Raw genomic sequence first — 20,381 nt, forward strand, 5'->3', positions numbered from 1 at the left:
GCACGAGGGTGGTAGGGGAGCTTACTGTTGTAGGTTGAAGCAAGATCGAAAGGACTTGTGGACGAAGCAGTAGTGAGAATGCCGGAATAAGTAGCGAGAGTAAAGTGAGAATCTTTACCGTCGAAAACCTAAGGTTTCCTGGGGAAGGTTCGTCCGCCCAGGGTAAGTCTGGACCTAAGCTGAGGCCGAAAGGCGTAAGTGATGGACAACAGGTTGAAATTCCTGTACTACCGTTAATCGTTATGAGAGAGGTGGGGACGCAGGAGGATAAGTCAAGCGATCAGCTGGAAAAGATCGTGCAAGCGAGGTAGATAGTCCGGTAGGCAAATCCGCCGGATGTTTCGAAGACGTGATGCGGAGGGAAAACAAGTACCGAAGTGACAGATTCCACACTGACGAGAAAAACCACTATCCAGATTAAAGGTACCAGTACCGCAAACCGACACAGGTAGGTGAGGAGAGAATCCTAAGACGAGCGGGAGAAGCGTTGTTAAGGAACTCGGCAAATTGACCCCGTAAGTTAGCGAAAAGGGGTGCCTCAAGCAATTGAGGCCGCAGAGAATAGGCCCAAGCAACTGTTTATCAAAAACACAGGTCTCTGCTAAATCGAAAGATGAAGTATAGGGGCTGACGCCTGCCCGGTGCTGGAAGGTTACGGGAATTGCTTAGGGGAAACCCGAAGGCATGAACTTAAGCCCCAGTAAACGGCGGCCGTAACTATAACGGTCCTAAGGTAGCGAAATTCCTTGTCAGGTAAGTTCTGACCCGCACGAATGGCGTAATGACTTGGGCACTGTCTCAACAACGTACCCGGCGAAATTGTAGTACTTGTGAAGATGCAAGTTACCCGCGACTAGACGGAAAGACCCCATGGAGCTTCACTGTAGCTTGATATTGGGTTTCGGTATTTTTTGTACAGGATAGGTGGGAGACTGAGAACTGGTGGCGCCAGCCATCAAGGAGTCGACGTTGGGATACCACTCTAAAAGTACTGGAACTCTAACCTGAGACCATAAGCTGGTCTAGGGACACTGTCAGGTGGGCAGTTTGACTGGGGCGGTCGCCTCCCAAAGAGTAACGGAGGCGTCCAAAGGTTACCTCAGCGCGGTTGGAAATCGCGCAACGAGTGCAAAGGCATAAGGTAGCCTGACTGTGAGAGAAACACCTCGAGCAGGTACGAAAGTAGGGCTTAGTGATCCGGTGGTATGAAAGTGGAATTGCCATCGCTCAACGGATAAAAGCTACCCTGGGGATAACAGGCTTATCTCCCCCAAGAGTCCACATCGACGGGGAGGTTTGGCACCTCGATGTCGGCTCATCGCATCCTGGAGCTGTAGCAGGTTCCAAGGGTTTGGCTGTTCGCCAATTAAAGCGGTACGCGAGCTGGGTTCAGAACGTCGTGAGACAGTTCGGTCCCTATCTGTCGCGGGCGCAGGATATTTGAGAGGATCTGTCCTTAGTACGAGAGGACCGGGATGGACGAACCTCTAGTGCACCAGTTGTCATACCAATGGCACAGCTGGGTAGCCAAGTTCGGCAGGGATAAACGCTGAAGGCATCTAAGCGTGAAACCCACCTCAAGATGAGATATCCCACTAGCAATAGGTAAGACCCCATGTAGACTACATGGTTGATAGGTCAGGAGTGTAAGCATAGTAATGTGTTAAGCTGACTGATACTAATAGGTCGAGGGTTTGACCCAAAGAAAACAGGTATTCAAAAGTAGAAGGTCTTAACCAGACAATGAGAGCTTCACATCTTCTTAGAAGAATAACATTAATCAGTTCTGAAGGTACAAAAGTATCTTAAAAAAGTTAACAAAATTGTCAGAAGCTAGTAGTATGTAAGTAATACGAAGCTTATCACAATTTTAAATTTTCTGGTGGAAATGACGAGATGGCCACACCCGTTCCCATACCGAACACGGCAGTTAAGCATCTCAGTGCCGATAATACTTGGCTGGAAACGGCCCGGGAAAGTAGGTCTCCGCCGGATTTATATGAAAACCTCAAGCTTATAGCTTGAGGTTTTGTTTTGGTTTAAGCTATTTAAAAGTTAAACCAACTCAATAAAACCCCCATGCATTAAAACACGGGGGTTCCAGATATTTCGTTAAATAGCTTTTATATATTAAATTCTTGTCTTATAGCATTAATAGCTTTATCAGCATCCTTTTCATATATGAGATAGGATATATCAACTTCGGAGGTCGTGATAAGTTTAATTTCAATTTCATTATCAGCCATTAATGCAAAAACTTTTGCAGCTACCCCGGGTTTATCTCTCATGCCTTCTCCAAAGACACTAATTTTTGTGCTGTCTGAGTCTACTTCAATTCTCAGGTTGGGAACCTTTATTTTAAATGAGTTTAAAATAGTAATTACCTTTATTATGTTATCAGCAGGTATACTAAAATAAATATTGATTTTCCCTTTATAGGGTGGACTTTGACTAATCATATCAATATTTATATTTTCGTCTGCAATTTTATTGAAAATTCCCGCTATGAGAACCATATCATTTGGAAGATTATCTACTGCCACTAATGCTACATTGTATACTGTACTGATACTTGTAACCGGTAAAATGGTCATAATAATACCTCCTTGAAGCATTAACTAGTTGGTTTCTGAAATAAGCTCCGACATTGAATACAATCCCGGTTTTTTTGATGCAATAAAGACTGATGCCTTTAATGCACCTACAGCAAATATCTCTTTTGATAACGCAGTGTGATTTATTTCTATTATTTCATCGTTTCCTGCAAAAATAACAGAGTGATCACCCACAATTGTACCTCCGCGCACGGCGTGTATACCAATTTCCTGCTTACTGCGCTTCTTTCTTCTGGAATGTCTGTCATACATATATTCATATTTATCATCAAGTGAATCATTAATAGCGTCAGCAATGGCAAGTGCTGTTCCACTTGGTGCATCAATTTTTTGATTATGATGTTTTTCAACGATTTCTATATCAAATTGGTCTTCAAGAACCTTAGCTGCCTTTTTAACCAAGTCAATAAGTAAATTGACTCCAAGTGACATATTTGCAGAGAAGAATACCGGTATTCTTCCGGCAACAGTGGTTTTAAGAGTATTTATCTGCTCTGCTGCCAAACCTGTAGTAGCCAGTACCAGTGGTAAATGCTTTTCCTGAGCATACTCTACCAAAGGTGTAAATGCTTTCGGGTTTGAAAAATCTATTATTACATCAACATCTACATTACAGTCTGTCAATGATGTAAAAACAGGGTATGGGTTATTTATATTATTATTAATATCAAACCCTGCTGCAATCTTTAATTCAGGAAAATTATCAGAAAGTCTGGTAATTACCTGACCCATTTTTCCATTGCATCCACTTAATAGTATATTAATCATTAGCTATTCCACATCCTATGTCTGTATTTTAGTTATGGCAATAAACCATACTTTACAAGTTCCGTTTTAAGTATTTCCAGATTTTTATCTGACATTTCAACCAATGGCAGCCTGCAGCCTCCTACATTCATTCCCATAAGGTTCATGGCAGCTTTAATTGGTATAGGACTTACTTCACAGAATAAAGCCTTAATAAGGTCAAGAGCTTTCAATTGCAGATTCCTGCTTCCATCAATATCACCTGAGATATATTTAGCAACAATATCATGGGTATCTTTTGGTGCAATGTTTGCTAAAACAGAGATAACACCTTTAGCACCCATAGACAAAAATGGCACTATGGCTCCATCTTCTCCGGAATAAACCGTTATATCATCTCCGCACAGGTTAATGATGTCTCCTATCTGAGAAAGATTACATTCTTTTAAACCTACAATATTATCAATCTTTGAGAGGGCCTGTATAGTTTCAGGAGCTATATTAAGGTTTGTTCTGGACGGAACATTATAAAGCACTACAGGAATTTTTATGCTGTTTGCAACCATCTTAAAATGTTCATATAAGCCCTTTTGAGTAGTTTTATTATAATACGGGGTAACTGTGAGAATTGCGTCAGCACCGACCTCCTCAGCGTATTTACTAAGCGCCACGGCGTGAACGGTGTGATTGCTTCCTGTTCCTGCAATAACCGGAATTCTTCCGTTAACCTTCTCAACAGTAAATTTGATTGCAGCCTTATGTTCCTCATCATACATGGTAGATGCTTCACCTGTTGTACCGCAAATAATAATTGCATCAGTACCTTCTTTAATCTGATATTCAATCAGTTCTGATAATTTATTATAGTCAGTACCGTCATTTGTAAATGGGGTAATAATTGCTACACCTGAGCCCGTAAAAATTGGCTTTTTCATTGTTCCCACCCTTTCATAAACAATAATATAATTAAAAAACGTCGGCAGTAACGCCGACGTCTGTTTAACCAATTATAGTAAAATATAATTAATAACAGATAGCGCTCCACCATTTCTTGAATGATGACAGTCACAAGGCTATTGACCTTGAAACCAGGCATTACGATGTTCGGGGTACAGTACTGCCTTCGGCGTATTTTCCTTTCAGCACAAATCATTAGACCCCAGAATCCTCATTGTGCTTACTAATAAAAGACGCACCTCTATCTAGCATATATTCTTTTTTTCTATAATAACATTCGTTATATCAAGTGTCAATTTATTTACATCTGATTTTTATATTATATGAACTATATTTCAATATTGTTACAATTCAGTAAACAAGGCAGGATGTACTTTTGAACTTGTCGAAGTAAGGAGAAAATGGAAAAGTGGGGGAGTTTAGTACTAATGAAAAAAATATCCTTATTTATATGCATTGTAATGATATTTATGATGCTGACCGGTTTTAACAACTTGAATACGTCGGCGGCTGAGCTATCGTTAATAAAAATAGGTCTGTATTATGGGTCAACTGCTCAGAGCCAGATTAATGTCAGCAGCGACAAAGGAGTATCATTCTGTGCGTATGATGCAAAGACAGGAAAAAATAATAATGTTTATGAATTAGCTGTCGGTCAGACAATTACATTGAGAAAAGACAGCTACTTTCTACAAAGCGGAACGAAGTTCACACCGGTCGCTTCAACCGGAAATCCAACGAGCGGGCCTTACCATATTCGTATTAATGGTACATATAATACTTATAATGATACAGTTTCACTGAGTCAAAGCTATAATAAGAAAGGTATTACTGTATATCCTGTTTATACTGATTCAGGTTGGCAAATATGGACAGGTTTTTACGCTAGTCAATCAACTGCTCAGGCAGCCATGAATACTGTTAAGTCAAAGTTAGGAGACAATACATATAACATAATTGCCGAGGCTGGTTCAAGAATTTACGGTTCAGACCAAAATGGTAAAGTCTTATTCATGTATGCGTCATCAAATAGTGTTTTAAGAGGAAGAGCAACTTCAGCAGGTAATCCAAATACCATTAAAATAGGAACGAGCTTATATCGAGGACAAGTTGAGCTTAATAGGATATCCGGCAGCGATATGACAATTATTAATGTACTGCCTTTTGAAGAATATTTATACGGTGTGGTTCCCAATGAAATGCCTGCATATTCAAATATTGAAGCATTAAAGGCTCAGGCAATAGCAGCAAGAACTTATTCTTACAAAACAATTAATAAGCATTCTAAGTACGGTTTTAATTTGTGTGCTTCAACTGACTGCCAAGCATATAAAGGATATAGTTCGGAAAATGCTAATACAACCAAAGCCATTGATGAGACACGAAATATGGTTGTAACCTATAACGGCAATCTTGTTGAAACAGTCTATTCAGCGTCTACAGGTGGCAGAACCGAGGACGTTGTAAATGTTTGGGGTAATAGCCTGCCATACTTAAAAAGTGTTGAAGACAAATATGAATCAGCGAAATCCTATAACTACAATTGGACAATGAAGTTCACTGCAGATGAGATAAGTGCAAAGCTGAAAAGTTATGGACTGGGAACTGTAACGGGCATTAAGATTACAAAGTACTCTGAGGCAGGAAGACCGATTGAAGTTGTTATAACTGGGACATTGAAGCCTGAAGGTGTTACAATCGTAAGAGATAAGTGCAGGACTTTTCTTAGTCTTCCAAGCCAAATGTATAATATTTCTTCTGATGCAAATCTAAATGTTCAGGTTAATAAAAAAATAGAAAATGTATCGTTGAACCAAATAAAAGTAATAACAAGCAGCGGGGAAAAATCTTATAATAATTCAAACCAGAAAGTAACTATTATCGGGGCAGATGGTAAAGAATCTGTTGTCTCGGCAAATACCCAGGAATATGTTTTTACGGGCAAGGGCTGGGGACATGCGGTAGGCATGAGTCAGGAAGGTGCCATGGGTATGGCAAAAGCAGGCTTTACATATGAACAAATACTGACACACTATTACACCGGAACTAAGGTTGAGATTAAGAAATAGAAAGAAACAGTTTAGATATATAAAAAGGGACTCACTAAAAATGAGCCCCTTTTTATATATTATTTGTATAACTTGTTAAGGAAAAATTCATTGTAGAGAGATATAACAGCTTTGTGTGCTTCGTTCTCTCTTACAGCAAACATCATTGTTATTTCTGATGAACCTTGATTAATCATTTCCAAACTTATGGATGCCTTGGCTAATGCAGTTGTGGCCCTTGAAGCAGTTCCTACGGTATTCTTCATACCTTCGCCAACGATTATTATCATTGCGAGGTCGTGGTCAATGGAAACATCGTCAACCTTTAACTCATCTTTGATACGGTCAATTATTTTTTGTTCTATACCTGCCTTCAGTTGGTTCTGTTTTAGTATTATAGATATGTTGTCAATGCCTGAAGGAGTATGCTCATATGAAATACCTTCATCTTCAAGAATTTGAAGGAGCTTTCTTCCGAAGCCTACTTCTCTGTTCATCATAAATTTGCTCACATAGATACAGCAGAACCCTGCATCACTTGCTATTCCAACAACATGGTTGGGTGAATAGTCTCTGGTGAGGGAAATCTTTGTTCCCGGAGCAGATGGGTTATTAGTGTTTTTTATACAAACCGGAACACCAGCCATAAAAACCGGAACCAGTGTATCTTCATGTAATACTGAGAAACCGGCATATGATAATTCTCTCATTTCACGGTAAGTCAGTTCAGGTACTGCAACAGGATTGTGAACCAGTCCGGGATGAGCTGCATACACAGCATCTACATCAGTAAAATTCTCGTACAAATCAGCCTTTAATGCTGCTGCTAAAATGGAACCGGTTATATCTGAACCTCCACGTGGGAAAGTTGCAACTTTTCCGTCTTTAGTGTAACCAAAGAAGCCCGGAAAGATAACAATTCCTTCAATACTGTTAATCATTTTAAGGTTTTCATAGGATTCAGGCAAAACCTGTGCGTTTCCGAATTCATCACTCATGAGTAACCCTGCTTTTTTAGGGGATACATATTCTGCCTTTTCGCCTATACTGTTCAAGTATGCAGCTACCAATTTGGCACTGTTATCTTCTCCGGCAGCTTTCATGGCATCCATAAACATACCTGTGTGAGAAGTATCGAGTTTAAGTCTTTCTTCTAAATCGGACTTAATCATTTTAACAATTTCATCATCAAGCCCAAGTTCATTAGCTATATCCTTGAACCTCTTTACAACAGCCTCAAGTTCTGCGTCTGCATTTCCTGTCTGCAGGTGTTTTTGTGCACAAGCAATAAGTAAATCAGTAACCTTGGTATCTGAACTATCCCTTTTACCGGGAGCAGATACTACAATAACCTTTCTCTCGCTATCAGCAAGGACGATACTGCAAACTTTTTTAATCTGTTCTGCATTAGCTAAAGAGGTTCCTCCAAATTTTGCTACCTTCATTTTGAATCCTCCATCCATTTATATTAAAAATTTACTCTCAAAACATGGGGACTTGTTGTCCCTAAGTAAATATAAGAGCATATGGAACTTCATACGATTATCTCATAAATTATACAAAAAAAGATTATGTATGGCAATAATATTTGTAATATAAACAATTATAATGTATGATATTTATTGGTTTATTTTATGCAATAAGTTTTATGATTGTTATTTATAATAAACAGACATAATAATAGAAGAAAAATTGGAGGTTATTTTAGGTGGACTTGCACGATTTCGATTATTACCTTCCGGAGGAACTTATCGCACAGCATCCCATGGAAAAGAGGGATATGTCCAGACTGATGGTGCTGAATAAGGAAACCGGAGAGATTGAACATAAATTATTCACGGATATAGTTAACTATCTGGATGAAGGTGATTGTTTGGTTCTGAACAATACCAGAGTTATACCTGCAAGGCTTTTAGGCGAAAAAGAGGGTACAGGCGGAAAGATAGAATTTGTTTTGCTCAAAAGGGTTGAAGGAGACAAGTGGGAGGTAATTTTAAGACCCGGCAAAAAGGCAAAACCGGGAAGCAGATTTGTTTTTGGAAATGGAGAGCTAAAGGCAGAAATTCTTGAAGTACTCGATGAAGGAAACAGACTTGTCAGGTTTATATATGACGGCGTTTTTGAAGAAATACTGGACAGGGTAGGTATAATGCCATTGCCGCCATACATTACTGAAAAGCTTGAAAATCCGGAAAGATACCAGACTGTATATGCCAAGGTTAATGGCTCGGCCGCTGCGCCAACTGCCGGACTGCATTTTACAAAAGAACTTTTGGATTCTTTGACTCGAAAAGGTGTAAAAATAGCATATGTAATGCTTCATGTCGGTCTTGGTACTTTCAGACCTGTGAAAGTTGACGATATAACTCAACATAAAATGCATTCGGAATACTATTCAATAAGTCAGGAAACATGTGATATAATAAACGATACACGACAAAAAGGTAAAAAAGTTGTAGCTGTTGGTACTACCAGCTGCAGGGTACTTGAAACTGTTGGGAAAAGCGGTAGGATTGCTCCCTGCGATGGCTGGACAGATATCTTCATATATCCCGGCTACCGGTTTAAAGTGGTAGACAGACTTATTACAAACTTTCATTTGCCTGAGTCAACACTTATAATGCTGGTAAGTTCTTTAGCCGGCAGAGATAATGTGATGCATGCATACAACGTAGCTGTGGAAGAAAAATACAGATTTTTCAGCTTCGGAGATGCAATGTTTATTAAATAAACTAATTAATAGAAAGGTAATTACTATGGCAGCAGTTACTTATGAATTAATAAAAACCTGCAAGCAGACTGGGGCAAGATTAGGCAAGGTGCATACACCTCACGGCTCATTTGATACCCCTGTTTTTATGCCTGTTGGTACACTTGCAACTGTTAAAGGAATGTCTCCGGAAGAACTAAAGGAGATAGATGCGAGAATAATTTTAAGCAACACATATCATTGCTACCTTAGGCCCGGCCAGGATATAGTAAAGCAGGCAGGAGGCCTTCACGGTTTTATGAACTGGGACAGACCTATACTAACGGATAGTGGCGGATTTCAGGTATTCAGTCTTAGCGGACTCAGAAAGATTACGGAAGAAGGTGTAACCTTCAAATCTCATCTGGATGGTTCAAAACATGTGTTTACGCCGGAATCAGTAATGGGAATAGAGAATGATCTCGGTGCAGATATAATAATGGCTTTTGATGAATGTGCCCCTTATCCGGCTGAATACGATTACGTTAAGAAGTCTATGGAGCGTACAACAAGATGGGCAAAGAGATGTAAGGAAGCTCATATAGATACGGAAAAACAGTCACTTTTCGGTATAATTCAGGGTGGAATGTACAAAGAGTTGAGGATAGAGAGTGCTAACCAACTAAAGGAATTGGATTTTCCGGGTTATGCAATAGGCGGTTTAAGCGTTGGTGAGCCTGCTGAGCTTATGTACGAGGTACTGGACTATACGGCCCCTCTTATGCCGGCGGACAAACCCAGATATCTGATGGGGGTTGGTACGCCTGATTATCTTATTGAGGGAGCCATGAGAGGTATTGATATGTTTGACTGTGTTCTTCCCACAAGAATAGGAAGAAATGGTACAGTACTTACAAACAGAGGCAGAGTTATAATTCGTGATGCAAAATACTCAAGAGACTTTTCAAGGCTGGACCCTGAGTGTGATTGCTATGTCTGCCGAAATTATTCAAGAGCTTATATCAGACACCTTGTCAAATGCGGAGAACTTTTGGGTTTAAGGCTTACAACCTGGCACAACTTATATTTCTTAATAAACTTGATGAAACAAGTAAGACAAGCTATAATGGATGATAGGCTCGCCAGCTTCAGGGATGAATTTTATCTGAAATATGGCTATACTAAATAATAGGATAATACAGTTTAACTGTGTTAAATAAAAATATTTACAGGAGGCTTTAGTAATGGCGGCGTTAATTCAATTAGTATTACCTATGGCTTTAATTCTGGGACTTATGTATGTAATGCTCATTCTCCCACAGAAAAAAAAGGAAAAGAAGACCCAGCAAATGCTTAATTCACTTCAAGTTGGATGGGGTGTTACAACTATCGGAGGTATAGCAGGTAAGATTATAAACATAAAAGATGACGAAATATATATCGAATCCGGTGTTGATAAAAATAAGATACTTGTAAAGCGTTGGGCAATTAAAGATGTTGTAAAGCCTGTTGAAGGCTAATAAGCAAAATATAATTAATTATAACCAACTTGTTCTAAGTGGACTACCTCAAAAATATGATATACAAAGAAGATTTTATATTATATTTTTGGAGGTACACTATGGGCGTACAGACACCTGGGATAAAAAAAACACTGGATGAACACATAAACCTGCTGCGAGTAGTAAAAGGCTTAATGATTGCTTTTCTTATAACGCTTCCGTGTTTTTTAGGGTTCGCATTGTTTTTAACATATACGGATTTTCCTGAAAAACACACCTATATTGCAGTTCTTATTACAACTGTATTGAGTGTACTGGTGGCTTCAGCTTACTCCACAAAAAATGTTAAGAGTAAAGGCTGGATGAACGGCTGCTTTGTGGGAATCCTTTATGTGGCTTTACTATACATTGCCAGCAGTCTTGTGTTCCTGAACTTTAAAGTTGATGTTCAGGTTATGTTATCAGTGGTTATTGGTGCTATTGTGGGGTGCCTTGGTGGCATTTTTGGGATTAATTTACGATAACGGTTTTCTAAAAAATGGCTTTTCAAAACTAAATAGATATGCTATAATCGGCTAAGAAAATTGATGGGGGGGACTACATAATGAAACATATAAAGACTATTAACAATGCTACTCTTAAAAATAGCCTTGCAAAAGGTGGATGTGGCGAATGTCAGACTTCTTGCCAGTCAGCTTGCAAGACATCATGCACAGTTGCTAATCAAAGCTGCGAAAATAAGTAATATTAGATATGCATATTGATTTTTCTTAATATGTATGAATTTATAAATTAGTGAAAGGTGATTTTACACTTTTCACTTTTTTAAATGTTCTAACCCGGTGTTGTATCCAGGATTTTTTAGCTTTAGGAGGTTTCTTTAAATGATTCACAAGTATACTATGTACGATACCAATATAGTCTTGGACATAAACAGCGGTGCTGTCCATGTATTTGATGATGCTGCTTTTGATGTAGTAGATTTATATAAGAATGAAACAAGAGAACAAATAGTTGAATTACTATCAGAAAAATACTCAGGACAAGTTATTGAAGATGCCTTTGAGGAAATTGCAGAACTTGAATCCAAAGGTTTGCTTTTTAGTGAGGATGTATATTCAGATGCTTTAAATAAGTGGGAAAGAAAACCGGTAGTAAAGGCTTTATGTTTACATATTTGTCATGACTGTAACTTAAGATGTAAGTATTGTTTTGCTTCCACCGGAAGTTTTGGTGGTCACAGAACCATGATGGATCTTGAAACAGGCAGGAAAGCAATAGATTTTCTGATTGAAAAATCAGCAGGCAGACGTAATTTGGAAGTGGACTTTTTCGGAGGAGAACCGCTGATGAACTTTGACGTGGTAAAAGGTATTGTTGAATATGCCAGAATCAGAGAAAAAGAATCTGGCAAGAATTTCAGATTTACTATTACTACGAATGCTGTATTATTAAATGATGAAATAAAAGACTTCATTAATAAGAATATGCATAATGTGGTTCTCAGTATTGACGGACGTAAGGAAACAAATGACAATATGAGGCCAAGAGTTGATGGCTCAGGTACTTATGAAAGAATACTTCCTAAAATTCAGGATATGGCAGAATCTAGAAATCAGGATAATTACTATGTAAGAGGTACTTTTACAAGAGAAAATCTTGATTTTTCCGAAGATGTACTTCATCTGGCTGATCAGGGCTTCAAGCAGATATCTATAGAGCCTGTTGTTGCTGCTAAAGATTCCGGTTATGACATCCGTGAACAGGATCTCCCAAAACTTTTTGAAGAGTATGAAAACCTTGCAAGAGAATATGTAAAAAGAGATAGTGAGAATTGCGGCTTTAATTTCTTTCATTTTATGATTGATTTGCAACAGGGACCTTGTGTCATCAAGAGACTTGGGGGATGCGGTTCAGGACATGAGTATCTGGCTGTAACGCCGGAAGGCGATTTATATCCTTGCCATCAGTTTGTGGGAGATGAGAAGTTTAGAATGGGCAATGTTCATGAAGGTGTATTCAATAGTGATTTTCAGAAAGATTTTCAAAAGTCAAATGTTTACACAAAAAAGGACTGCGCTGAATGTTGGGCTAAATTTTATTGCAGTGGAGGGTGTGCTGCAAATGCGTACCAATTTAATAATGATATTAATGTTCCATACAAAATTGGTTGCGAACTTGAGAAAAAGAGAGTAGAATGTGCAATCTGGATAAAAACTCAAGAATAGAGGGGTTCATTGTGATAAAGGATTTTAACAACATCACACCTAAAATCCACGAGACTGCGTTTGTTGCACCAAACAGTACAGTTATTGGAGACGTAGTTTTGGGTGAAAATACAACTATCTGGTACAATGCGGTTTTAAGAGGAGACATCGATAGTATAGTTGTCGGTGATAATACAAATATACAGGAAGGCTGTATATTACATTGCAAAACGGGTATTGAAGTGAAATTGGGTTCTCATGTAACAATCGGGCACGGGGCAATTTTGCACAGCTGCAGCATAGGGAATAATACACTTGTGGGAATGGGTGCAATAGTGCTTGACAGCGCGGAAATAGGCAACAATTGTCTTGTAGCTGCCGGAAGTGTAGTTACACCAAGGACTAAAATACCGGATGGCTGTCTTGTTGCAGGCAGTCCGGCTGAGGTTAAAAGGACATTGTCCGACCAAGAGATTGCTGAAATCAAATGTAATGCAAATGAGTATATTAATCTGTTAAAATTTTACAAATAAATAGTTTTCAGCAAAAGTGAATATCCTATAATCACAGGATATTCATTTTAAATTCATTTTATATCTTACAAAGGATGACATGTTTAATTCATTAGTTAAAATATAAACAAAATTAATTACTTAATTTGTAAATTTATGTTTAATATTGAGACTTATTTATTGACTAGCATTTTTGTAAGTTATATAATGGCGTAAGTGGATTATAATTTAAGGGGGAATACTACAAATGAGAGGAAGCAACGCGGTTAAATTTTTCTCGATATTGCTTATCATCGGAATTTTGACCTGGATAGCAGCTTATGGTTCTATCTTAGGTTTTGAAATACCAGGTGTTAAGGAAATTAGAACGGGTATTGACATTCAGGGAGGCGTGGATGCTAGACTTTACGCAGTAACAAAGGACAAAAGCAAGGCAAAAGCTGAAGACTTGGATGCTGCAAGAATTATCATAGGTAAGAGATTGGATTCTAAAAATATCTTTGACAGAGTTATCACTGTAGATAAAGATAAGGGATACATTCTAGTACAAATACCACACAAAAAAGGCGAAGCATTCGATCCACAGAAGTCAATAGAAGAAATTGGTAAAACCGCATTATTAACCTTCCAAGAGGTTGACACAAGCAAAAAAGATGCAAATGGAAACTATCTTCCAACCAATAAGATTATTCTTGAAGGTGGAGATGTAAAAGATGCCACTCCTGAAATTGATGGCGAAAATGGTGGTTATTGTGTCGCACTGAAACTTACATCAGAGGGCGGAAAAAAGTTTTCAGAAGCAACAGGAAGACTTATTGGTAAACCTATAGCAATATTTATGGATAATGATTTAGTCAGTGCTCCAAACGTTCAGACACAGATTACCGGCACTTCCGCTAGAATTACTCTTGGTGGTACTGCCAGTGATGAACAAAGAGACGAGGCTAAAAATCTCGCCGGTCTTATTAAGTCAGGTTCATTGCCATTTAAGTTAGAAGCAAGACAGGTAAATAATATAAGCCCTACCCTTGGATCTAACGCACTTAATGTAAGTATAAATGCATTTATAGTGGCACTTATACTGATTTGTTTATTTATGATTTTCTATTACAGATTACCGGGATTAATTGCAAGTATTGCATTAATTCTCCATACGGTTATGGAGTTACTGGCATTGTCCTGGACAAATATAATTGTTACTTTACCGGGTATTGCGGGTCTTGTACTGACAATAGGTATGGCCGTTGATGCCAACGTTATAATATTTGAAAGAATTAAGGATGAAATCAAAAACGGAAAGACTCTTCATGCTGCAATTGATGTAGGATTTAAGAGAGCCTTCTCAGCTGTACTTGATTCAAACGTAACTACTCTTATATCTGCCGTAGTATTATGGAAATTTGGTACAGGCCCTATACAGAGTTTTGCATATACTCTGGGAATAGGTGTTGTATTAAGCTTTATAACTGCTGTAACAGCTTCCAGAATAATGCTGAAGTCCATACAGGATATTGAAGTTGCAAAACACCATTGGTTATATGGCGTAAGTATGAGAGGAGGAAAAGCAAATGGTTAATTTATATGCTAAGAGATACTACTTTTTTATACTCTCAGCCATAATTATTTTATCAGGTGTTGCTATGTATTTAGTTGAAGGCTTTAAACTTGATATAGAGTTTGAAGGCGGAACTATAATAGAGATGAGAGCAAATGATAAAATGTTTACTGAGAAAAACACTCAGGATTTACAGACTCAAATCGCAGATTTTGTTACAAAGACATTAAATAAACCTGCAAAGGTTCAGAAGTCAACTTCATACGATGTAAATGGTGCAAACGCTAAGAGCTTTGATATAATAAAAATAAGCATAGGAAGTCAGGATACACTTTCAAACACTGAATTGACTAAAGTTGAAGAAGCAGTTGTAAAAGAGTTTAAGCTTAATGCTAAAGACGCTGTTGTAAGTGAAGAAAGTGTTGAACCGTTCATTGGTAAGGAAATAATGAATAACGGCTTGAAGGCTATTGTTATAGCTTTTGTATTGATTATATTATATGTTTGGTACAGATTCAAAGCTATGTCAGGGTTATCGGCCGGTGTATTTGCGGTTGTAGGAGTTATTCATGATGTTTTGGTAATGCTTTCTGTATATGTTATTTTCCAGATACCATTGAATGAGTCATTTATTGCGGCAATGTTGACTGTTGTTGGGTATTCTATGAATGATACAGTTATAATTTATGACCGTATCAGAGAAAACAACAGACTGCTCAGAAAAGTGCCTCTTCCTGAATTGGTAAACAGCAGTATAATCCAGACTTTAAACAGATCAATAAACACAGTTGTTACTTCCTTAATAGCAATAACTACTGTATATATATTCTCTAAAATAAACGGTATAAATTCAATGGAACAATTCAGCTTCCCGTTGATTGTAGGTATTACAGCAGGATGTTATTCATCAATATTTATTGCAAGCCCGCTGTATGTAATGTGGAAGGAAAGTCAGAAAAAGAAGAAGATTTCAGGAAAACCAGCAAAAGCTTAATAAAAATACTAGACTGTTGGACATCAGATTTGTTCAGCAGTCTTTTTTTATAGCATTGAAAAAATACGGGTTCCAATAGGAACCCGCAGGCGATAGTTAAGTTATGTGGCGAAATCACGCTTTTTTCTTGATAACGATATCAATTACAAAGGCTGCTATGAGAAACTCACATAAAAGATAAAAGCTGTTAGTGATAAATGATTTTGCTGTGCTATCAAAAATAATGCTATAGCTATTACTTGTTCTGTTAATAATAAAAAATACCGTGCCTAATATTATCAATAAAAGTGCAGCCGGAGTGGCATATTTAATCATCTTTTTTGGTAAATCAGCCATATTACATATAGCTGAACTTAACATATTAAATTTGGCTTTTTTATCTTTTTGATTACTATTCATATATTAACCCCCTAAATATTTAGACCTCTGATTAAGTAAAGAAAACTCTATAGAACATGCATATACATAGGTTATTAGATAAAAATGATTTTACGTACAAGTAAAATAGTAACACTTATAGTTTAGAACAGCAATGTTAATAATTGATAATAATCCGTTATTCGACAAAATTCATCAAGCGAGTAAAACTTTTATGTAAAGTTGGTCGAATTAGAATAAAACTTTTGTATAGTTTAATATATCCCAATATATTATAATTACCATAAAAAGATGCGAAGGAGGAGAGCAGGAATGAGAGATTATGAAACAAATCTTATTTACTCAAAAAAAGTTGTTGTCTCCGAAGGTAAAGAAAAGGAACTATATCTCAAGTACTATCTTATCGCAAGTGAACAGACTAATTCCACTACTACGTATGGCATACAAGTTATTATGGAATACGATGTGGGAGGAATTGAAAAGGCATTTATTCCGGATGTTCTTCCATCCAAAACAGGTATAAATAACCTTATTTACTTGCTGTACTCGAATTCAGTTACTCCGGTTAGCGTTTATGATGTTATATATGATTGCATAGCATAAAGATTAGTTAATTAATTGGATTATAAAGTATGTTCTAGCAGAACATGCTTTTTTTGTGCGATTTAAGGCTTTATTGATTGAATTTGTTATTAAAAATATTATTAAAAAAGAAGGATTATTAATAATAATGTCGAACACATATTAAGTGATTTTGGCTAGGTTTAAAATAAATTATAGCAGATATGTCTATAATATTTGCATATGAGTAAAAATAAGTAGATAGGGATATTGAGCATAATGGCAAATTTATTTCCAGACGACCTTATTGAAGAGATAAGAGTAAGTAATGACATTGTCGGTGTTATATCAGAATATGTCAAGCTGGAGAAGAAAGGAAAGAATTATTTTGGAAAATGTCCTTTTCATAATGAAAAGACAGCATCATTTTCTGTTGAGCCTGTAAAACAGATATTTCATTGCTTTGGATGTGGTAAAGGCGGAAACGTTTTACACTTTATTATGTCCATTGAAAATCTGGATTTTCCGGAAGCCTTGAGATTTCTTGCTGATAGAGCTAAGATTCAGATTCCGGATATAACCGAAGGTGTTCGTAATGACGAGAAAGCTGGTTTAAAAAAGGAGCTACTGGAGATAAATCTTGAAGCAGCCAGGTTTTTTAGAGACAACCTTAACAATGAAAAAAATAATATTCCAAATTCATATTTAATGAACAGGAAGATACAGAAACAAACTATAGCCAAGTTTGGTATAGGTTATGCCGAGGACAGATATGATATACTATATAAACACTTAAAGGCAAAAGGCTTTAGTGATTCATCCATTAAACAAAGTGGGCTTGTTATATATAAGGAAGAAAGTGGTAAAATTTACGATAGATTTAGAGGTAGGATTATGTTTCCAATATTTGATATAAGAGGAAATGTAATAGCCTTTGGAGGGAGAGTTCTTGATTCGTCTCAGCCAAAATACATGAATTCTCCTGAAACTGAAGTTTATCAGAAAGGTAAACACTTGTATGCCTTGAATTTTGCAAAAAGTGCTTGTTCCAAACAATTGATTTTATCAGAAGGTTATATGGATGTTATATCATTACACCAATGTGGAATAATAAACTCAGTTGCTCCTTTAGGAACAGCATTAACAGAAAATCAGGGCAGACTTTTGAAGAAGTACACTGAAGAAATAGTTCTTTCCTTTGATTCTGATTCAGCTGGCCAGGCTGCTGCATTCAGAAGCCTTGATTTATTAAATGAAATTGGCTGTAATGTTAGGGTTTTAACAATACCATCAGGTAAGGACCCTGATGAGTTTATTAAGGCTCATGGAGTTACAGAGTTTAAACAACTTGTTGATAGATCAAAAGGTTTGCTTGATTTTAAGCTTGGTTCGCTAAAAAATGATATAGATACCTCAACAAATGAAGGAAAAGTCAGGTTTCTTGATAAAGCTGTACTTATATTGGACAAAATTGACAATAATGTAGAAAAAGAACTTTATGTAAAAAAATTATCTGATGAGTTGGGAGTAAGTACACAATCAATTTTATCAGAAATAGCAAAGCAACAAAAGGAAGCAGATTCAAATTTTAAGCAACAAGTACCTAGAAGTAATAATTTTAGCCGAAATCCAATACGAAAGAGTACAGTTGTTAAGAATCAGGAAGAATGGTTGGTAAGACTGCAATTAATGCTGTTGGCAACTATATGCATCGATAATAATGTATACTTTAGCATTAAAGATGTTATTAGTTGGGACAGTTTTGAATCAGATGAAGTAAAAAATGCATTTGATTTTGCAGTGGAAAGAATTGAAAGTAAGGCAGGGATATTAACGGGTGAAATATTAAATAAACTTTCTCCCGGGATGGCAGAAAGTTTTGCAAATATAGTGCAGTCTCAGAGTATATTTGAGGATAATAAAAAAGCGGCTTTGGATATAATTAGAAAGATAGACCTGTTTAGCTTGGAAGAAAGAAAAAATCAAATAATCGAGCTTAAAAAGAGTAGTGATCTGACAGAAGGAGATGTTGAATTATTAAATCGGGAATTAAGCAGTATTGTATCGAATATAGCTATAAAGAAAAAAGGTTTGTAATTGAGCTTGAAAGGAGGGGAAATAAGTGAAACATAGTCAGGAGAGTAGAAAGGCATTACTAAAGGAACTAATAGATAGAGGAAAGCAAAAAGGAATGCTGACCTACAAAGAGATTATAGATGCCTTTGAGGAAATCGAGCTTGAGCCGGAGCATATTGAAAAAATATACGAAACCCTTGAAACAATGGGAGTTGATGTAGTTGGCGATATGGAAGCTGAAATGGAAGAGATTCAGCTAACGGACGAGGAACTTGATATTAGTATTCCGGAGGGCATAAGTATAGATGACCCTGTACGTATGTATCTTAAAGAAATTGGTAAAGTCCCTCTTTTATCAGCAGATGAAGAAATTGATCTTGCTCATAGAATGGAAAACGGTGATATTGAAGCAAAAAGAAGATTGGCCGAGGCAAATTTAAGGCTTGTTGTCAGCATAGCCAAAAGGTATGTTGGCAGAGGTATGCAGTTCCTTGACTTGATTCAGGAAGGTAATCTTGGATTGATTAAGGCAGTTGAAAAATTTGATTATAGAAGAGGTTTTAAATTCAGTACCTATGCCACATGGTGGATAAGACAAGCTATCACAAGGGCAATTGCCGACCAGGCGAGAACTATCCGTATTCCTGTTCATATGGTAGAAACTATTAATAAATTGATTAGAGTTTCAAGACAATTGTTGCAGGAGTTGGGTAGAGAGCCACAGCCCGATGAAATTGCAAAAGAAATTGGTATGTCTGTAGACAAGGTTCGTGAAATTATGAAAATTTCACAAGAGCCAGTATCACTGGAAACTCCTATAGGAGAAGAAGAAGACAGTCATTTGGGTGACTTTATTCCAGATGATGATGCTCCGGCTCCTGCAGAAGCTGCTGCATTTACTTTGCTTAAAGAACAGCTTATTGACGTGCTGGATACTTTAACTGCACGTGAAGAAAAGGTTCTAAGGCTAAGATTTGGTTTGGATGATGGACGAGCAAGGACTCTTGAAGAAGTTGGTAAGGAGTTTAATGTAACCAGAGAGCGCATTCGTCAAATAGAGGCAAAGGCGTTAAGAAAATTGAGACATCCAAGCAGAAGCAAAAAGTTAAAGGATTATTTAGACTAATCTATGGACCCGCTATCCGAAATAAATCAAGGATAGGGGGTTTTTTTGCACCTTGATAGCCATTTTTTAGAAAACTAAAAATAATAGATATTATTCGATTGGTTTAATATAAGTAAGAAAAACGACAATAAACTATTTAAATAGTCTATTTATGGTTATTTTGGTGTTGACCAGTTTATAGTTCGTAAGTATAATAGTTTATGTGCTCGAGAGAGCAAAGCCCTCAAATGAGAGGCATAGAGATATTCCTCAATAGCTCAGTCGGTAGAGCATGCGGCTGTTAACCGCAGGGTCGTAGGTTCAAGTCCTACTTGAGGAGCCAATTCGGGCCTTTAGCTCAGTTGGTTAGAGCAACCGGCTCATAACCGGTTGGTCCGGGGTTCGAGTCCCTGAAGGCCCACCAAATAAAAAGAA

Annotated in this window: 18 protein-coding genes, 2 tRNA genes, 2 rRNA genes and 1 riboswitch (1 of these 23 cut by a window edge); of the genes, 17 read left to right on the plus strand and 5 right to left on the minus strand. The window is 37.3% G+C overall.

Annotation, left to right across the window (positions count from 1 at the left end):
• Together P0092_RS07965 and rrf are read left to right on the plus strand one after the other, a co-directional pair.
• A 23S ribosomal RNA gene (locus P0092_RS07965) occupies window positions 1-1,702 on the plus strand (it extends 1,351 nt beyond the left edge of the window).
• A 176-nt stretch (window positions 1,703-1,878) separates the two neighbouring features.
• Window positions 1,879-1,995 (plus strand): 5S ribosomal RNA (rrf, locus tag P0092_RS07970).
• Between the two features lie 128 nt (window positions 1,996-2,123).
• Here the strand turns inward: rrf and P0092_RS07975 are convergent.
• From P0092_RS07975 to dapA, 3 genes are read right to left on the minus strand one after another with little or no spacing between them, the layout of a single operon-like run.
• Window positions 2,124-2,594: an ACT domain-containing protein gene (locus P0092_RS07975; RefSeq protein WP_004621751.1), complete on the minus strand. Its 471-nt coding sequence runs from the start codon at window positions 2,592-2,594 to the stop codon at window positions 2,124-2,126.
• 24 nt (window positions 2,595-2,618) lie between these two features.
• Window positions 2,619-3,383: a 4-hydroxy-tetrahydrodipicolinate reductase gene (gene dapB, locus P0092_RS07980; protein ID WP_004621752.1), complete on the minus strand. Its 765-nt coding sequence runs from the start codon at window positions 3,381-3,383 to the stop codon at window positions 2,619-2,621.
• Window positions 3,384-3,415: 32 nt separating this feature from the next.
• Entirely contained in the window at window positions 3,416-4,297 is an 882-nt protein-coding gene (gene dapA, locus P0092_RS07985) for a 4-hydroxy-tetrahydrodipicolinate synthase (protein WP_004621753.1), read from the minus strand.
• A 91-nt stretch (window positions 4,298-4,388) separates the two neighbouring features.
• A riboswitch (Lysine riboswitch) is annotated at window positions 4,389-4,571 on the minus strand.
• Between the two features lie 176 nt (window positions 4,572-4,747).
• Between dapA and P0092_RS07990 the strand changes: the two genes are divergently transcribed.
• Window positions 4,748-6,388, plus strand: a complete 1,641-nt coding sequence (locus tag P0092_RS07990; protein WP_004621754.1) for a SpoIID/LytB domain-containing protein — start codon at window positions 4,748-4,750, stop codon at window positions 6,386-6,388.
• Window positions 6,389-6,447: 59 nt separating this feature from the next.
• Here the strand turns inward: P0092_RS07990 and P0092_RS07995 are convergent, their stop codons facing one another.
• On the minus strand, window positions 6,448-7,812 hold the full coding sequence (locus tag P0092_RS07995) for an aspartate kinase (RefSeq protein ID WP_004621755.1): 1,365 nt from the start codon (window positions 7,810-7,812) through the stop codon (window positions 6,448-6,450).
• A gap of 263 nt (window positions 7,813-8,075) precedes the next feature.
• Here P0092_RS07995 and queA point away from each other — a divergent pair, with 263 nt between their 5' ends.
• The 9 genes from queA (at window position 8,076) to secF (ending at window position 15,826) form a co-directional block, all read left to right on the plus strand.
• A complete protein-coding gene (gene queA, locus P0092_RS08000) occupies window positions 8,076-9,098 on the plus strand; it encodes a tRNA preQ1(34) S-adenosylmethionine ribosyltransferase-isomerase QueA (protein WP_004621756.1) in 1,023 nt (340 codons plus the stop codon).
• A 25-nt stretch (window positions 9,099-9,123) separates the two neighbouring features.
• On the plus strand, window positions 9,124-10,245 hold the full coding sequence (gene tgt / locus P0092_RS08005) for a tRNA guanosine(34) transglycosylase Tgt (protein ID WP_004621757.1): 1,122 nt from the start codon (window positions 9,124-9,126) through the stop codon (window positions 10,243-10,245).
• A 55-nt stretch (window positions 10,246-10,300) separates the two neighbouring features.
• Window positions 10,301-10,576 carry a preprotein translocase subunit YajC gene (gene yajC, locus P0092_RS08010; RefSeq protein WP_004621758.1) on the plus strand — a complete coding sequence of 92 codons (276 nt, stop codon included), beginning with the start codon at window positions 10,301-10,303 and terminating at the stop codon, window positions 10,574-10,576.
• A 101-nt stretch (window positions 10,577-10,677) separates the two neighbouring features.
• Window positions 10,678-11,082 carry a TIGR04086 family membrane protein gene (locus P0092_RS08015; RefSeq protein WP_004621759.1) on the plus strand — a complete coding sequence of 135 codons (405 nt, stop codon included), beginning with the start codon at window positions 10,678-10,680 and terminating at the stop codon, window positions 11,080-11,082.
• An 80-nt stretch (window positions 11,083-11,162) separates the two neighbouring features.
• Window positions 11,163-11,303, plus strand: a complete 141-nt coding sequence (scfA, locus tag P0092_RS08020; RefSeq protein ID WP_004621760.1) for a six-cysteine ranthipeptide SCIFF — start codon at window positions 11,163-11,165, stop codon at window positions 11,301-11,303.
• A 139-nt stretch (window positions 11,304-11,442) separates the two neighbouring features.
• Window positions 11,443-12,786 (plus strand): thioether cross-link-forming SCIFF peptide maturase, encoded by a 1,344-nt coding sequence (gene scfB, locus P0092_RS08025; RefSeq protein WP_004621761.1) that lies wholly within the window; start codon window positions 11,443-11,445, stop codon window positions 12,784-12,786.
• 11 nt (window positions 12,787-12,797) lie between these two features.
• Entirely contained in the window at window positions 12,798-13,298 is a 501-nt protein-coding gene (locus tag P0092_RS08030; RefSeq protein WP_004621762.1) for a gamma carbonic anhydrase family protein, read from the plus strand.
• Between the two features lie 226 nt (window positions 13,299-13,524).
• Window positions 13,525-14,853 carry a protein translocase subunit SecD gene (gene secD / locus P0092_RS08035; protein ID WP_004621763.1) on the plus strand — a complete coding sequence of 443 codons (1,329 nt, stop codon included), beginning with the start codon at window positions 13,525-13,527 and terminating at the stop codon, window positions 14,851-14,853.
• A complete protein-coding gene (gene secF / locus P0092_RS08040; RefSeq protein WP_004621764.1) occupies window positions 14,846-15,826 on the plus strand; it encodes a protein translocase subunit SecF in 981 nt (326 codons plus the stop codon). Before secD ends, secF begins: the two co-directional genes overlap by 8 nt.
• Before the next feature lie 114 nt (window positions 15,827-15,940).
• Here the strand turns inward: secF and P0092_RS08045 are convergent, their stop codons facing one another.
• Window positions 15,941-16,225: a hypothetical protein gene (locus P0092_RS08045; RefSeq protein ID WP_004621766.1), complete on the minus strand. Its 285-nt coding sequence runs from the start codon at window positions 16,223-16,225 to the stop codon at window positions 15,941-15,943.
• Window positions 16,226-16,516: 291 nt separating this feature from the next.
• Here P0092_RS08045 and P0092_RS08050 point away from each other — a divergent pair, with 291 nt between their 5' ends.
• The 5 genes from P0092_RS08050 to P0092_RS08070 all read left to right on the plus strand — a co-directional run bounded on the left by P0092_RS08050 (window position 16,517) and on the right by P0092_RS08070 (window position 20,370).
• Entirely contained in the window at window positions 16,517-16,807 is a 291-nt protein-coding gene (locus P0092_RS08050) for a DUF6514 family protein (RefSeq protein WP_004621769.1), read from the plus strand.
• A gap of 237 nt (window positions 16,808-17,044) precedes the next feature.
• Window positions 17,045-18,862, plus strand: coding sequence for a DNA primase (gene dnaG / locus P0092_RS08055; RefSeq protein ID WP_004621771.1), 1,818 nt, complete (start codon window positions 17,045-17,047; stop codon window positions 18,860-18,862).
• A 25-nt stretch (window positions 18,863-18,887) separates the two neighbouring features.
• The gene (gene rpoD / locus P0092_RS08060; RefSeq protein ID WP_004621773.1) at window positions 18,888-19,967 is read left to right on the plus strand and encodes an RNA polymerase sigma factor RpoD; all 1,080 of its coding nucleotides are present in this window, start codon (window positions 18,888-18,890) and stop codon (window positions 19,965-19,967) included.
• A gap of 246 nt (window positions 19,968-20,213) precedes the next feature.
• A tRNA-Asn gene (locus P0092_RS08065) sits at window positions 20,214-20,289 on the plus strand.
• A gap of 4 nt (window positions 20,290-20,293) precedes the next feature.
• Window positions 20,294-20,370: transfer RNA gene (locus P0092_RS08070), tRNA-Ile, on the plus strand.
• Window positions 20,371-20,381 lie beyond the last annotated feature (11 nt).

Origin of the sequence: Ruminiclostridium papyrosolvens DSM 2782, from assembly GCF_029318685.1 — a bacterium.
Taxonomy (GTDB): domain Bacteria; phylum Bacillota; class Clostridia; order Acetivibrionales; family DSM-1351; genus Ruminiclostridium; species Ruminiclostridium papyrosolvens.

Coding starts and splice junctions, on each gene's coding strand:
- P0092_RS07975 (WP_004621751.1), bottom strand. CDS start 2,594: ATGACCATTTTACCGGTTACAAGTATCAGTACAGTATACAATGTAGCA.
- dapB (WP_004621752.1), bottom strand. CDS start 3,383: ATGATTAATATACTATTAAGTGGATGCAATGGAAAAATGGGTCAGGTA.
- dapA (WP_004621753.1), bottom strand. CDS start 4,297: ATGAAAAAGCCAATTTTTACGGGCTCAGGTGTAGCAATTATTACCCCA.
- P0092_RS07990 (WP_004621754.1), top strand. CDS start 4,748: ATGAAAAAAATATCCTTATTTATATGCATTGTAATGATATTTATGATG.
- P0092_RS07995 (WP_004621755.1), bottom strand. CDS start 7,812: ATGAAGGTAGCAAAATTTGGAGGAACCTCTTTAGCTAATGCAGAACAG.
- tgt (WP_004621757.1), top strand. CDS start 9,124: ATGGCAGCAGTTACTTATGAATTAATAAAAACCTGCAAGCAGACTGGG.
- yajC (WP_004621758.1), top strand. CDS start 10,301: ATGGCGGCGTTAATTCAATTAGTATTACCTATGGCTTTAATTCTGGGA.
- P0092_RS08015 (WP_004621759.1), top strand. CDS start 10,678: ATGGGCGTACAGACACCTGGGATAAAAAAAACACTGGATGAACACATA.
- scfA (WP_004621760.1), top strand. CDS start 11,163: ATGAAACATATAAAGACTATTAACAATGCTACTCTTAAAAATAGCCTT.
- scfB (WP_004621761.1), top strand. CDS start 11,443: ATGATTCACAAGTATACTATGTACGATACCAATATAGTCTTGGACATA.
- secD (WP_004621763.1), top strand. CDS start 13,525: ATGAGAGGAAGCAACGCGGTTAAATTTTTCTCGATATTGCTTATCATC.
- secF (WP_004621764.1), top strand. CDS start 14,846: ATGGTTAATTTATATGCTAAGAGATACTACTTTTTTATACTCTCAGCC.
- P0092_RS08045 (WP_004621766.1), bottom strand. CDS start 16,225: ATGAATAGTAATCAAAAAGATAAAAAAGCCAAATTTAATATGTTAAGT.
- P0092_RS08050 (WP_004621769.1), top strand. CDS start 16,517: ATGAGAGATTATGAAACAAATCTTATTTACTCAAAAAAAGTTGTTGTC.
- dnaG (WP_004621771.1), top strand. CDS start 17,045: ATGGCAAATTTATTTCCAGACGACCTTATTGAAGAGATAAGAGTAAGT.